This window comes from Cognatiyoonia sp. IB215446, from assembly GCF_033963825.1.
Classification (GTDB): Bacteria; Pseudomonadota; Alphaproteobacteria; order Rhodobacterales; family Rhodobacteraceae; genus Yoonia.
The window spans coordinates 155,933-168,468 of sequence record NZ_JAXBMD010000004.1 but is presented as its reverse complement, the minus strand read 5'-3'; the positions used below and the strand labels follow the sequence as shown (position 1 = coordinate 168,468).

Genomic DNA, 12,536 nt, shown 5'->3' with positions numbered 1-12,536 from the left:
ATGAGCGACGATTTGCATCCTTACGACGGCCGTCGATGGCACGATATGGGCGGACAGTCTGCCGGCCCCATCGACAAAGAACAGCACGATTTTGCGCTATGGGAAAAACGAGTGGATGCGTTGATGGTCATCTGCTCTTCCAAGGGCCATTTCACCGTCGATGGGCTGCGCCGCGTGCTGGAAGATATGGGGCCAGAGGCCTTTGAGACCATGACATATTACGAGCGCTGGATCGCGTCGGTGAACCAGAACCTGATCGAGGCCGGGATCTATACCACGGCTGAACTTGGCGCACGCATGTCCGAGGTGGCAAAGCGTGGTGCCACATATGGCGATGCCGCGCATGGCTGAGCGAGAATTCATGCGGGTCCGCGCCGACATGCCTCCCGGCCATGTCCGGACGCCCGCTTATTTGCGCGGTAAAACGGGTTGGGTCGAGCGCCGCTTGGGCGACTTCAAGAATCCGGAACAGCTTGCCTATGGCATCAGCGCGAAGCCCGCGCCGCTTTTACGCGTACGCTTCACCATGGCAGAGATCTGGGGGCCGGACACGGCACAACCTGACGATACAATTGACGCGGAAATATATGGCCATTGGCTGGAACCGGTGGAGAGCCCGCATGCCCCATGATCATCATGAGCACCTGTCGCCGTCCGGCCACCCATACCGGGCTGACAACGACCACCCGCTAACCTATTGGCAGCAGATGGAAATCGCGATCCGCGAATTGCTGATTGAGAAGGGCGTGACAACGCCCGCCGAGATCGCCGCGCAGATCGACCTGATGGATAGCCGGTCGCCCGCCAATGGCGCTGCAGTCGTTGCCCGCGCCTGGACCAATCCGACCTTTCACCAGGCCCTGCTAACGGATGCGAGTGCGGCAACCCGCGACATGGGCTTTGATATCGGCCCGATGCACCTGATCGCGGTGGAAAATACGGCGGACATTCACAATATCATCGTCTGCACCTTGTGCTCCTGCTACCCACGAAACCTGCTTGGTCTGCCGCCTGACTGGTACAAATCGCGCGCCTACCGGTCCCGCACGGTGAAGGAGCCACGCAGAGTATTGTCAGAATTTGGCGTGAACCTGCCCGAAACCACTAAAGTTCGCGTTCACGACAGCACCGCAGATATGCGCTATATCGTGATCCCGGCACGTCCTGCTGGTACGGATGGCTGGGCCGAGGATGATCTGGCCAAGCTTGTCACCCGCGACAGCATGATCGGCACGGGTTTGGCGAAAACACCTGAATCCGCGTGACCGACAAAGACGTCCCGACAGGCTCCACCGCAGACTGGGTCGCGGACCGTATGCTGCGCGCACTGATTGGTGGACTGCGCCGCATGCCTTACGAAAAACGCGTACCCATGATGGGCCGCGCGTTGCGCCGGGCCATTGGCCCGCTTGTCGGTTACCGCAAACGGGCTGAAGATAACCTTGCGATGATCTACCCTGACATGCCAGCGGAAGAGAGACGCAGAATTGCCGAAGGATGCTGCGACAATTTTGGCCGCACAATCATGGAGAACTATTCCTGGCGCGAATTCGGCTCCCGCTTGTCGGATATCGTGCCGACGGGTAGCGGGCTTGACCCTCTGGCCAACGCAGCAGCAGAAAAACGCCCGGTTATCTTTGTGACCGCACATTTTGGAAATCACGAGGCCCCGCGTCAGGTGCTCACCCGGATGGGTAATGTGATCGGCGGCCTCTACCGCCCCATGCAGAACGCCTATTTCAACGACCATTACGCCAAGACGATGACATCCTGGGGCGGCCCCGTCTTCGCTCAGGGACGCCGCGGCACAATGGGATTTGCCCGCCATCTGAAATCCGGGGGCATGGGCACATTGCTTTTTGACGTGTCAGCAAACGGGATTGTTCTACCCTTTCTGGGTCAACCCGCCCGCACGGCCACATCCGCTGCGGATATCGCGTTGAAGCTTGATGCGCTGGTGATCCCCTACTTTGGCATCCGTCAACCGGATGGTCTGTCGTTCAAAGTGGTTGTGGAAGAGCCCATTCCACATGGCCAGCCGGACGTCATGATGACTGCCATGACAGCGCGTCTCGAAGCGCGGATCGCAGATCACCCCGAGCAATGGTTTTGGGTGCACCGTCGCTGGAAAGTGCGTCAGCGGAGTTGAGCGGCACCCACGACCGGCCCGTTTGTCGCTTGCTGAATGATGACCGCAACGGGCGCATCCCCCTCGGCTTGTGCCACAAGGTTCAGCGGCGACTGCCCATCCCACCGGTCCAGCACCGTCCAGGACGTCACGATATTTGCATAGCTCAGGTTGCGTCCGGCATTCTCACCGCGACGAATGGCAACCGTCTCTTCCGGCGTATAACGGACCAGCTGCACCACATAATCACCTGCACCGCCGGGTTGCGCGCTGATCCGAACGCGTTCGCCCTGCCGCGTCAGCGACACCGCAACCGGATTGCCCTTGGCGCTATGCGCCTGGATCGTGTCCATCACCTGCATCGGCCGTGATCCGATCACGTGATCCACACCGCCAATCACCATTTGCGGGGTGTAAACAGTCGCCGAATTGACGGCACGCGCGTAGTCATGCTGCCGCGCCGTAAAGGCTGGCTGTGCGAAACTGTCTTTCCAGCCGATGTAGTCCCAGTAATCCACATGCAATGCCAGCGCGATCACATCGTCGCGCTTTGCTAGATCATGCAACATCGCGTCGGCGGGTGGGCAGGACGAGCATCCTTGCGACGTATAAAGCTCGATCACCACGGGGCCATTTTGTGCGAAGGCTTGGGTCGTTTGGAGGAGGCCGAAAAACGCGACGGCTGCTAGAAAATGGCGCATTGGAGGTCCTGATGGTCTACTGCCCAACAGGCTTACGCAGCTTTGCTTGAAATAGCCAATCAACCAATTGCGAGTGTTATGTCATGTTGCAATTGGGGGTCATGATCACGCTTGTGAGAAATTGTGTGCAATGGTATACAGAAACTTGCGTGAGCCTCTTGATTGCTTTTTCTGCTTGGTGCAGAAGCACCTCAAGTCTCGTCTGCATAGCCACGAAAGGGATAGCCATGACCATCACAGTCGGCAAAGACACAGCCAAAACCCGCAAAACCCTCACCGTCGGCAACCAGTCGGTTGCCTACTACTCGATCCCGGCGGCAGAGGCGGCGGGTCTGGGCGATTTTTCGAAGCTGCCCGCCGCTTTGAAAGTGGTGCTGGAGAACCTGTTGCGGTTCGAGGATGACGGATTCTCGGTCTCGGTCGACGACATCAAGGCGTTCGGCGAATGGGCTGCGAATGGCGGCAAGAACCCGCGCGAGATCGCTTACCGCCCAGCCCGCGTGCTGATGCAGGATTTCACCGGCGTGCCTGCCGTCGTTGATTTGGCGGCGATGCGTGATGGCATCGTGGCCCTTGGTGGTGATGCTCAACAGATCAACCCGCTGAACCCGGTTGATCTGGTCATCGACCACTCCGTCATGATCGACGAGTTCGGCAACCCCCGCGCTTTCCAGATGAACGTGGACCGCGAATATGAGCGCAACATGGAGCGTTACCAGTTCCTGAAATGGGGTCAGGGCGCCTTCAACAACTTCCGCGTCGTGCCCCCCGGCACCGGCATCTGCCATCAGGTGAACCTGGAGTACCTCGCCCAGACCGTCTGGACCGACAAGGACCAGAATGGTGAAGAGGTCGCCTATCCCGACACGCTCGTTGGCACAGACTCACACACCACAATGGTCAACGGCCTCGCTGTTCTTGGTTGGGGCGTGGGCGGGATTGAGGCCGAGGCCGCGATGCTGGGCCAGCCTGTGTCCATGCTGATCCCCGAAGTCGTCGGCTTTGAACTGACCGGCGAGATGATGGAAGGCACGACGGGCACCGACCTCGTTTTGAAAGTCGTGGAAATGCTTCGCGAACTCGGCGTTGTCGGCAAATTCGTCGAATTCTACGGCGAAGGGCTGGACCGGCTGCCGCTTGCCGACCGTGCGACCATCGCCAACATGGCGCCCGAATACGGCGCGACCTGTGGCTTCTTCCCCATCGACGGCGAAACCCTACGCTACCTGCGCAACACCGGCCGTGATGAAGCGCGCATCGCGCTCGTCGAGGCCTATGCCAAGGAAAACGGCTTCTGGCGCCATGAGAACTATGCCCCCGTTTACACCGACACGCTGCATCTCGACATGGGCACCATCGTGCCCGCCATTTCCGGCCCCAAACGCCCGCAGGATTACGTGGCACTGACCGATGCGAAAGCGGCATTCAAGAAGGAAATGGAAGAGACCTTCAAGCGCCCCATGGGCAAGGAAGTCGCCGTCGCGGGCGAGGATTACACAATGGAGAGCGGCAAGGTCGTGATTGCCTCCATCACGTCCTGCACCAACACTTCGAACCCCTACGTGATGATCGGCGCGGGTCTTGTGGCACGCAAAGCCGCCGCCTTGGGTCTGGATCGCAAGCCTTGGGTTAAGACATCACTCGCCCCCGGTTCGCAGGTGGTCAGCGAATATCTGGAGGCCGCAGGCCTGCAAGACGACCTCGACAAGATCGGCTTCAACCTCGTCGGCTACGGCTGCACCACCTGCATCGGCAATTCCGGCCCGATCCAGAAAGAACTGTCGGATGCCATTGCTGAGGGCGATCTGGTCGCCACCTCGGTCCTCTCCGGCAACCGCAACTTCGAGGGTCGCATCAGCCCTGACGTCCGCGCCAACTACCTCGCCTCGCCTCCGCTGGTCGTGGCCTATGCGCTGGCAGGCACGATGGATACCGACCTGACGACCGAGCCATTGGGACAGGACAAGGACGGCAATGATGTGTTCCTCAAAGACATCTGGCCCACCTCTGCCGAGATCAACGAACTGGTTGAGAAAACCGTGACCCGCGAGGCGTTCATCAGCAAATATGCAGATGTCTTCAAAGGCGACGAAAAGTGGCAATCGGTGGAGACCTCCACCGGCGAAACCTATGACTGGCCACCCACTTCGACCTACGTTCAAAACCCGCCCTATTTCCAGGGCATGTCCAAGGAACCAGGCGAGATCAAAGACGTGGTCAACGCCAAGGTCCTGGCCGTCCTCGGCGACATGGTCACCACCGACCACATCAGCCCCGCAGGCTCGTTCAAGGACACGACGCCTGCCGGCAAATACCTGATCGAACGGCAGGTGCCCGTGCGCGAATTCAACTCTTACGGCTCCCGCCGTGGCAACCACGAGGTCATGATGCGCGGCACCTTCGCCAATATCCGCATCAAGAACGAGATGCTGGACGGCGTCGAAGGCGGCTACACCAAAGGGCCCGACGGCGCGCAAACCTCGATCTTCGAGGCCGCGATGGCGCATCAGGCCAACGGCACCCCGCTGGTTGTTTTCGGCGGTGAGCAATACGGCGCCGGGTCATCTCGTGACTGGGCAGCGAAGGGTACCTCGCTCTTGGGCGTCAAGGCGGTCATCGCCGAAAACTTCGAACGCATCCACCGCTCGAACCTCGTCGGCATGGGCGTCGTGCCGTTCGAATTCACCGGCGGCGACACCCGCAAATCTCTCGGCCTGACAGGCGAGGAAACGGTGACAATCGAAGGGCTGGCGGATGTCAAACCCCTGCAAGAGGTGACGGCCAACATCACTTTCGCAGATGGGTCGACTAAGGACATCACCCTGAAATGCCGGATCGATACAGCAGTCGAGATCGACTACATCAAATCCGGCGGCGTGCTGCATTACGTGCTGCAGAACCTGGCGAAAGCGGCTTGATGATAAATGGCCCCGGCGGAAACGCCGGGGTCCAACTTATTTGTAAATCTGCCAAGGCATCATGCATCTTCAAATCGATAGCATTATGACAATGCCTGTGGTGGTTGGCCGTGGGTACTTTGACAATGGCGTCCCGGAGACACCGCCAAACCCAACTTACATCGCCGAAGCGGCCCGCGCCGAAGAGATAGAGGCGGCACAAGTTGAGCTTCGGTTGAAATTTCCACCAGTATACCGCGAGTTCCTATTAAAATACGGAGCCATGGTTGGCCAAGGATTTGAAATCTTCGGCTTGGATCGTAATCGCAACAACTTTTTCATGGATGTTGTACAGCAAACCATATTTCATCGAGACGCACTGGGTTCGAAAGCAAACCTCAACCATATCGTCATTGCTGACGATGATATGGGTGTAAGCTTCTTAATGGACACAACAAATGAAGAACGGCCACGATTTGTTGCGTTTGGAGTAGGTTACGATGACTATCCGGATGTTGCCGCAGACTTCAACGATTTCTGCATTCAACTATCCATCGACAAAATGTTCAGCAGGCTGTGATCCGCAAGATTGGCACGCGATTTTCGACTACTCCACAGCCTTCGCCAATTCCGGCAAGAACCGCTGCTCATAATCTGACCCAACCAGCGGTCCGACAAACCGGTAGAGCACCGTGCCGTCTCCGTCCACTATGAATGTCTCCGGCGGGGCGGTCACGCCCCAGTCGATGGCGACCCGGCCTCGCAAATCGAACCCAGTGGCAAAGAACGGATCGTCGTAATCGACCAGATAGGTCGAGGCCTGCTCTTGCTGGTCGCGGAAGTTCACGCCCGCGATGCGGTAGCCTTGCGCCTCTAGGTCTAAGAGATTCGGATGCTCCGCCCGGCATGGCGGACACCAGCTGGCCCAGAAATTCACGATGGTGATGTCGCCCGACCGCAGGTCCTCGTCGGTCAGTTGCGTTGTGCCCTGAACGGCCTCGACCGGCACCGGCGGCGCCTGTTGACCAACGAAGGTCGAGGGCAACTCGTCCGGGTTATCCCGCATCATCCCAGCCAGCGCCAGCCCCGCAAAGGCCGCAAAGATCGCGGGCGGCAGGATCATTAGGGGCGAGATTTTAGCCATTCCGTTCAACCTCCTCCAATGCCGCCTTCACCCGCGCATAGCGCCGCCAGCTGAGCCCGATCAGGATCGCCAAAAGCGCCAGCGTGACCGCATAGGCCGACAGGACCTCAACCGCATATTCTCCCAAATCAGGCACGTGCCGCCCTCGCTTGCAAGGCCCGCATGCGGCGGGCGCGGATTTCGGTGCGTGTGCGCATCAGGACGAGGGCGATAAACAAAAGGACAAACCCCGCGATGCAGACCAGAAGCGGGAACCAGAATACGTCCGAGATGTTCTCTTCCTTGTCCAGCGACAGCGTTGCCCCCTGATGCAGCCCCTGGTTCCAGAACAGCACAGCGTAGCGCGACAGGATCGCGAAGATCGATCCGACCATGCAAAGCACGCTTGTCAGGTCCGCGGCGGTGTCGGGGTTCTCAATCGCCTCCCACAAGGCGATGTAGCCCAGATAGAACAGAAATAGGATCAGAAAGGATGTCAGCCGTGGGTCCCAAGCCCAATAAGTCCCCCACATGGGCTGGCCCCAGATGCCGCCCGTAAAGAGCGCGATAAGGGTCATCACGACGCCAATAGGTGCAGCCGCCCGTGCTGCTAGTGCCGACACATGGTGTCGTCGCACGACCCAGATGATCGAGGCCACCAGCATCATCAGCCATGCATTGATCGCCATCAGGGCTGATGGGACATGCAGGTAAATTATCTTGACCGTCGATCCTTGGCGGAAGTCGTTAGGCGTAAAGAAAAAGCCCCAAACAAGGCCTACGGCAAGGCACAGCCCCGCCGACCAGAAGAGCCACGGCAGAACCGGACGGGTCCAGCCCATGAAGAGCTTCGGATTGGCGTATTCCCACATCGACATGGCCGTTATCTAGCCCTCCCCTGCCATACGCTCAATCCCCATCACCGCAGATTGATGCGCAACGTCGCCGCAGTGGCGAAAGGCATCAACGCGAATGTCCCTGCAGTGATGCCCCCCAGCAGGATCAGCGCACCGGTCGGGTCGAGCCCATCAGCGCCACGCCTTACAGCCTCTGCACCGAAGATCAGCGTTGGGACGTAGAGCGGCAGGACAAGCAATGACAACAAAAGCCCGCCACGGCGCAGCCCAACGGTCAGCGCGGCGCCGAAAGTGCCGATCATCGACAGGGCTGGCGTGCCGATCAGAAGCGAGATGAGCAGATAGAGATAGGCATCGGGCGCGAGGCTTAACAGGAACCCCAGTGCAGGAGCCGCGATGGTCAGCGGCAGACCGGTGGTGATCCAATGCGCCAACGCCTTCATCAACGCCGCCCCTTCGAGTGGCAAGGGTGATGTGGCCAACAGGGCCAGCGAGCCATCCTCGTAATCGAGTGCAAAGATGCGGTCGAGCGAGAGGAGCGCGGCCAGCAAAGACGCGACCCAGAGGATGCCCGGTGCGATGCGCGACAGAAGTTCCGTTTCCGGCCCCACACCAAACGGGACTAGCACGACGACGATCAGAAAGAAGGCAAGGCCGAGGCCAAATCCGCCGCCTGCTCTGACAGCGAGGCGCAGGTCACGCAGCAGAAGGGCGATCATAAGAAGGCCTCATCCGCGCCGCCGCCCATATCGGGTGCGGCTTTGAATGGGGTCAGGTCCAGTTCCGGTGCGTCCAGCCCAAGATCGATATGGGTGGCGATGACAGCAATGCCTCGCGCCGCCAGATGGGCCTTCAGCCAATCGGTAAAGAGGCTCACCGATGCACGATCCAAGGACACTGTGGGCTCATCAAGAAAAAGCACCTTGCGCCCGATCACCGCGAGTCGCGCGAGGCCGAGGCGGCGGCGCTGCCCGGCAGAGAGGGTGCCGCCCATGCGGTTCCGCAAGTCGTCGAGATCGAAGGCATCAAGAACGGAGGGCAGCCCCCGGCCGCGGGTGGGAGTGAACCCCCCGCCCGGGGGGGCGGCCGGGGGCTGCCCGGCGGTGCCGCCGGGCAAAACATCTGCGGCTACATCGCTCTGTCCATAGACATCCGCCCAGAATTGAAGATTCTCCAAGACTGTCAGCGCCGCTTTCACGCCATCCGCATGGCTGGCATAGGCACCCTGATCCTCTGGGTAATCCACTTCCCCTTCAATGGTGGGCTGCAATCCGGCCAAGGTCCGCAAGAGCGTTGTCTTCCCGATCCCGTTCGGCCCGCGAAGGACCAGCGCCTGCCCCGCTTCCACCGTAAACCCGACATCGCTCAGCACCGGCATCCCGCCGCGTGCGCAAGTCAGGTTCTGGACTGTCAGCATTCAGACCGGCAGCAAGGCAACAGCGATGCGCCGCCCTTCAGACAAAAGCACGTTGTAGGTCCGACATGCGGCGGGTGAGGCCATCGGCTCTACCCCGATCCCAGCCGCCTCCAGCGTGACGCGGAAATCATTGGGCAGATGCGCGATCTCGGCGCCTGTGCCGACAAAAAGCACATCCATCGTATCGGCCTGATCGATGATCGTCTGCGTATCGGAAAAGCCATCCCAAGTCTTTACGCCACTTGCAAAGACAGCGACCGTGCCCTCAAACCGCTCCCCGCCAATCCGAAAGAAGCCGGGGCCATAGCCATCAATGGGCATCGCATCGTTGTATTCGACTTCGTTCAGGCGCATCCGCCCCCCTCAGGTATCGATATGGCCGTAGCGTGTCCCGGCGGACGGGTCCTTCTTGGACCAGTCGCGTTTGACGCCGAGCACAAGCAGGATAGCAGACGCCACGAAGATCGACGAATAGGTCCCGATGATCACGCCCCAGATCATCGCAAAGACGAAACCTCGGATCACATCCCCGCCCAAAACAAAGAGCGAAATCAGCGCGAGCAGGGTTGTCACCGAGGTCATCAAAGTCCGGCTGAGCGTTTCGTTGATCGAGATATTCAGGACCTCTTTGAGGTCTTTCTTCTTGTACTTCCGCAGGTTCTCCCGCACCCGGTCAAACACGATCACCGTGTCGTTGATCGAGTAGCCCACGATGGTCAGAAGGGCCGCAATAATCGCCAAATCGAACTTGATCTGCAGTTCCGAAAAGATGCCGATAGTCAGGATCACGTCATGTGACAAAGCCAGTACGGCCCCGATGGCAAACTGCCATTCAAAGCGGAGCCAGATGTAGAGCAGGATCGCCACAACCGCGAGGGCCACAGCGATAATCGCGGTCTGGATCAACTCGCCGGAGACTTTGGGGCCCACGGATTCTACCGATGGGAAGGTCATATCAGGATCAATCGTGCGCAAAGCCGATTGAATGGCCTCAATCGTCTCGCTCGCGATCCGCTCATCGCCTTCCTGGGCCTGCACACGGACCAATGCCACGTGCTGATCTTCATCAAAAAGCGGATCATCGACCTCGGCAATCGAGATATCACCAAGGTCCAGCGCCTCCAAAGCGGAGCGATAGGCCCCGACATCAACCGGTGTGGTCGACTCAGTCCGGATACTTGTGCCGCCCTGAAAGTCGATCCCGTAGTTCAGCCCCTGGATCAGGAATGACGCAAAGGCCACCACCATCAGCACCATGGAAATGCCCAACCAGATCCTGGCCTTGCTGAAGAAATCAATCGATGTGTTTTCGCGAACCAGCTTCAGACGCATGTTAAACCTCGATTGTCTTGGGGCGGGTGCGCGCGAACCAGACCACGATCAGGGACCGTGTGACGAAAATCGCAGTGAAGACGGATGTGATGATCCCAAAGCCCAAGGTCACGGCAAAGCCGCTGACCGGACCAGAGCCCATGGTGAACAGGATCACGGCTGTGATGAATGTCGTGATGTTGGCGTCGATGATTGAAGACAGCGCCTTTTCATAGCCAAGTTCAATCGCCCGCGCAGGGCCTTTGGCGGTTTTGAGTTCCTCGCGGATCCGCTCAAAGACGATCACATTGGCGTCCACTGCCATCCCGATGGTCAGCACGATCCCCGCGATCCCCGGCAGGGTCAGCGTGGCTCCGACGATGCTCAGCAACCCGAAAATCAGCCCCACATTGATGACCAAAGCGATGTTAGCGAAGATGCCAAAAAGCCCATAGCTCAGCACCATGTAGACGAGGATGGCGAGGCCTGCGACAATACAGGCGATCTGCCCCGCCGCGATACTGTCGGCCCCCAGTTCCGGGCCGATTGTCCGCTCCTCTAGGAATGTCAGTTCTGCTGGCAGCGCACCGGCACGCAGAAGGACCGCAAGATTGGTTGCCTCTTCGACCGTGAAGTTCCCGGTGATGATCCCCGAACCGCCTGGAATATGGCTTTGGATTGTGGGGGCGGAGATGACCTCTTCATCCAGCACAATCGCAAATTGCCGCCCGACATTCTCAAGCGTGTAATCCCCGAACGTCCGCGCAGCAGATGTGTTGAAACGGAACGCCACAGCAGGTCGGCCATTCTGGTCGAAATCAAGCTGCGCGTTTTCCAGATCCTCGCCCGTCACAACAGGCCGCCGTTCCAGCCGATAGAACAATCCCGGCTCATCCAGCGATGGCAGGATCATGTTGCCGGTTCCGGGAGGCTCATCGGCGTCCGATGCGATGCCTTCAACCTGATTGAAGGTCAGTTGTGCGGTGGTCCCCAAAAGGTCAATAATCTCGTTGGCGGAACCAACGCCGGGCACCTGCACGAGGATACGCTCGGCCCCCTGCCGCTGAATTGTGGGCTCACGGGTGCCCACCTCATCAATCCGGCGGCGGATGATTTCGAGCGTTTGCAGGATTGTGCGTTCATCCATCGCCGCGCGTTCGGCTTCGCTGAGCGTGATGGTCAGAAGTGTGCCGTTGAGCCGCACGTCGATATTGGTGGCCGCTGCACCGGTGAATGAGGCCACAGGACTCGCCAGACCGCGCACAAGCTCAAAGGCGCGGGTCGCCCCTTCGGATTGCGAAATACGTACGCGCAATTCGGTGGGCGGACTATCCTCACGGGTGACAAAGCCAACGACATCGCGTTCAGCCGCCAGAACGTCGCGCACGGATGGCCAGAAGCCTTCGAGGAATGAAGCATGCACATCCTCAACCTGCACCTCGACCAAGAGATGCGCTCCGCCGCGGAGATCGAGACCCAGATTAACAAGGCCGGATGGCAAAAAACTCGGCCATTCCGCCGCGTCCGCCTCCAACTCTGCGCTGGTCTGACCCGTCTCAATGATCGCCATCGCGTCATTGTGGGTCTCAACCCGGCCATAGAACCCGTTCGGCATGGCGAAAAGCAAACCGACCGCGACCGTCAACCAGATCATGACCAGCTTGGGAAAAGAGATATTGAGCATCAGGCAGCCTTTCGGCGGTTCAGGTTTTCGCCGGTTCGGTCTTGTTCATCACGGTTGCGATGGTTGATTTCACAACGCGGACATTCACACCCTTGGCGATCTCAACCTCAACCTCATTGGCGTCATCCTTGACCTTGACGATCTTGCCGACAACGCCGCCCTGAGTGATGATCTGATCCCCGCGCCGCAAGGCCGAGAGCATGGCCTGATGTTCTTTCACTTTTTTCTGCTGGGGCCGGATCAGCAGGAGATACATGATCCCGAAAATCAGCAGCAATAAAATGAGGTCTTCGGCTCTCATATTCCATCCCTTGATCTGCGCGGCCGTACCGCCCTGAAAATTCGCGGCACATTATGACCCGCCCGCGCGCTTGGCAACCGCGCCTAACGGTCTTTTGCCTTGGTTTCGCTGTCATAT

The 12,536-nt window shown here is 59.2% G+C and carries 16 protein-coding genes; 6 read left to right on the top strand and 10 right to left on the bottom strand.

Features of this window, described 5'->3' with window-relative positions:
- The first annotated feature begins 45 nt into the window (after positions 1 to 45).
- From SLH49_RS16680 to SLH49_RS16665, 4 genes are read left to right on the top strand one after another with little or no spacing between them, the layout of a single operon-like run.
- Complete coding sequence (locus SLH49_RS16680) at positions 46 to 351, top strand: ScnB-like protein (RefSeq protein ID WP_413785305.1); 306 nt, start codon at positions 46 to 48, stop codon at positions 349 to 351.
- Positions 344 to 631 carry an SH3-like domain-containing protein gene (locus SLH49_RS16675; protein ID WP_320270288.1) on the top strand — a complete coding sequence of 96 codons (288 nt, stop codon included), beginning with the start codon at positions 344 to 346 and terminating at the stop codon, positions 629 to 631. The genes SLH49_RS16680 and SLH49_RS16675 overlap by 8 nt, the downstream gene beginning before the upstream one ends.
- Complete coding sequence (gene nthA / locus SLH49_RS16670) at positions 621 to 1,265, top strand: nitrile hydratase subunit alpha (protein ID WP_320270287.1); 645 nt, start codon at positions 621 to 623, stop codon at positions 1,263 to 1,265. Before SLH49_RS16675 ends, nthA begins: the two co-directional genes overlap by 11 nt.
- Positions 1,262 to 2,149 (top strand): lysophospholipid acyltransferase family protein, encoded by an 888-nt coding sequence (locus SLH49_RS16665; RefSeq protein ID WP_413785303.1) that lies wholly within the window; start codon positions 1,262 to 1,264, stop codon positions 2,147 to 2,149. The genes nthA and SLH49_RS16665 overlap by 4 nt, the downstream gene beginning before the upstream one ends.
- Here SLH49_RS16665 and SLH49_RS16660 read toward each other — a convergent pair.
- A complete protein-coding gene (locus SLH49_RS16660) occupies positions 2,137 to 2,829 on the bottom strand; it encodes a DUF1223 domain-containing protein (RefSeq protein WP_320270286.1) in 693 nt (230 codons plus the stop codon). The genes SLH49_RS16665 and SLH49_RS16660 overlap by 13 nt on opposite strands.
- A 227-nt stretch (positions 2,830 to 3,056) precedes the next feature.
- Between SLH49_RS16660 and acnA the strand changes: the two genes are divergently transcribed.
- Positions 3,057 to 5,747: an aconitate hydratase AcnA gene (gene acnA / locus SLH49_RS16655; RefSeq protein WP_320270285.1), complete on the top strand. Its 2,691-nt coding sequence runs from the start codon at positions 3,057 to 3,059 to the stop codon at positions 5,745 to 5,747.
- 85 nt (positions 5,748 to 5,832) lie between these two features.
- Positions 5,833 to 6,306 (top strand): SMI1/KNR4 family protein, encoded by a 474-nt coding sequence (locus SLH49_RS16650; RefSeq protein WP_320270284.1) that lies wholly within the window; start codon positions 5,833 to 5,835, stop codon positions 6,304 to 6,306.
- Positions 6,307 to 6,333: 27 nt separating this feature from the next.
- Here SLH49_RS16650 and SLH49_RS16645 read toward each other — a convergent pair whose 3' ends face one another.
- The 9 genes from SLH49_RS16645 to yajC are packed head-to-tail and all read right to left on the bottom strand — an operon-like array spanning position 6,334 to position 12,419.
- Positions 6,334 to 6,870: a DsbE family thiol:disulfide interchange protein gene (locus SLH49_RS16645; RefSeq protein WP_320270283.1), complete on the bottom strand. Its 537-nt coding sequence runs from the start codon at positions 6,868 to 6,870 to the stop codon at positions 6,334 to 6,336.
- Positions 6,863 to 7,006: a heme exporter protein CcmD gene (ccmD, locus tag SLH49_RS16640; RefSeq protein WP_320238913.1), complete on the bottom strand. Its 144-nt coding sequence runs from the start codon at positions 7,004 to 7,006 to the stop codon at positions 6,863 to 6,865. Before ccmD ends, SLH49_RS16645 begins: the two co-directional genes overlap by 8 nt.
- On the bottom strand, positions 6,999 to 7,727 hold the full coding sequence (locus tag SLH49_RS16635; protein WP_320270282.1) for a heme ABC transporter permease: 729 nt from the start codon (positions 7,725 to 7,727) through the stop codon (positions 6,999 to 7,001). Before SLH49_RS16635 ends, ccmD begins: the two co-directional genes overlap by 8 nt.
- Before the next feature lie 41 nt (positions 7,728 to 7,768).
- Complete coding sequence (gene ccmB, locus SLH49_RS16630) at positions 7,769 to 8,425, bottom strand: heme exporter protein CcmB (protein WP_320270281.1); 657 nt, start codon at positions 8,423 to 8,425, stop codon at positions 7,769 to 7,771.
- Positions 8,422 to 9,123, bottom strand: coding sequence for a heme ABC exporter ATP-binding protein CcmA (locus tag SLH49_RS16625; protein WP_320270280.1), 702 nt, complete (start codon positions 9,121 to 9,123; stop codon positions 8,422 to 8,424). The genes ccmB and SLH49_RS16625 overlap by 4 nt, the downstream gene beginning before the upstream one ends.
- Positions 9,124 to 9,477: an Mth938-like domain-containing protein gene (locus SLH49_RS16620; protein WP_320270279.1), complete on the bottom strand. Its 354-nt coding sequence runs from the start codon at positions 9,475 to 9,477 to the stop codon at positions 9,124 to 9,126.
- A gap of 9 nt (positions 9,478 to 9,486) precedes the next feature.
- On the bottom strand, positions 9,487 to 10,455 hold the full coding sequence (gene secF, locus SLH49_RS16615; protein ID WP_320270278.1) for a protein translocase subunit SecF: 969 nt from the start codon (positions 10,453 to 10,455) through the stop codon (positions 9,487 to 9,489).
- A 1-nt stretch (position 10,456) separates the two neighbouring features.
- Positions 10,457 to 12,118: a protein translocase subunit SecD gene (gene secD / locus SLH49_RS16610; RefSeq protein WP_320270277.1), complete on the bottom strand. Its 1,662-nt coding sequence runs from the start codon at positions 12,116 to 12,118 to the stop codon at positions 10,457 to 10,459.
- A gap of 19 nt (positions 12,119 to 12,137) precedes the next feature.
- Complete coding sequence (gene yajC, locus SLH49_RS16605; RefSeq protein ID WP_320270276.1) at positions 12,138 to 12,419, bottom strand: preprotein translocase subunit YajC; 282 nt, start codon at positions 12,417 to 12,419, stop codon at positions 12,138 to 12,140.
- Positions 12,420 to 12,536: the final 117 nt, after the last annotated feature.

What these genes read in the sequence shown, in the direction of transcription:
- SLH49_RS16680 (WP_413785305.1), top strand. Translation starts at nt 46, where the DNA reads ATGGGCGGACAGTCTGCCGGCCCCATCGACAAAGAACAGCACGATTTT.
- SLH49_RS16675 (WP_320270288.1), top strand. Translation starts at nt 344, where the DNA reads ATGGCTGAGCGAGAATTCATGCGGGTCCGCGCCGACATGCCTCCCGGC.
- nthA (WP_320270287.1), top strand. Translation starts at nt 621, where the DNA reads ATGCCCCATGATCATCATGAGCACCTGTCGCCGTCCGGCCACCCATAC.
- SLH49_RS16660 (WP_320270286.1), bottom strand. Translation starts at nt 2,829, where the DNA reads ATGCGCCATTTTCTAGCAGCCGTCGCGTTTTTCGGCCTCCTCCAAACG.
- acnA (WP_320270285.1), top strand. Translation starts at nt 3,057, where the DNA reads ATGACCATCACAGTCGGCAAAGACACAGCCAAAACCCGCAAAACCCTC.
- SLH49_RS16650 (WP_320270284.1), top strand. Translation starts at nt 5,833, where the DNA reads ATGACAATGCCTGTGGTGGTTGGCCGTGGGTACTTTGACAATGGCGTC.
- SLH49_RS16645 (WP_320270283.1), bottom strand. Translation starts at nt 6,870, where the DNA reads ATGGCTAAAATCTCGCCCCTAATGATCCTGCCGCCCGCGATCTTTGCG.
- SLH49_RS16635 (WP_320270282.1), bottom strand. Translation starts at nt 7,727, where the DNA reads ATGTCGATGTGGGAATACGCCAATCCGAAGCTCTTCATGGGCTGGACC.
- ccmB (WP_320270281.1), bottom strand. Translation starts at nt 8,425, where the DNA reads ATGATCGCCCTTCTGCTGCGTGACCTGCGCCTCGCTGTCAGAGCAGGC.
- SLH49_RS16625 (WP_320270280.1), bottom strand. Translation starts at nt 9,123, where the DNA reads ATGCTGACAGTCCAGAACCTGACTTGCGCACGCGGCGGGATGCCGGTG.
- SLH49_RS16620 (WP_320270279.1), bottom strand. Translation starts at nt 9,477, where the DNA reads ATGCGCCTGAACGAAGTCGAATACAACGATGCGATGCCCATTGATGGC.
- secF (WP_320270278.1), bottom strand. Translation starts at nt 10,455, where the DNA reads ATGCGTCTGAAGCTGGTTCGCGAAAACACATCGATTGATTTCTTCAGC.
- secD (WP_320270277.1), bottom strand. Translation starts at nt 12,118, where the DNA reads ATGCTCAATATCTCTTTTCCCAAGCTGGTCATGATCTGGTTGACGGTC.
- yajC (WP_320270276.1), bottom strand. Translation starts at nt 12,419, where the DNA reads ATGAGAGCCGAAGACCTCATTTTATTGCTGCTGATTTTCGGGATCATG.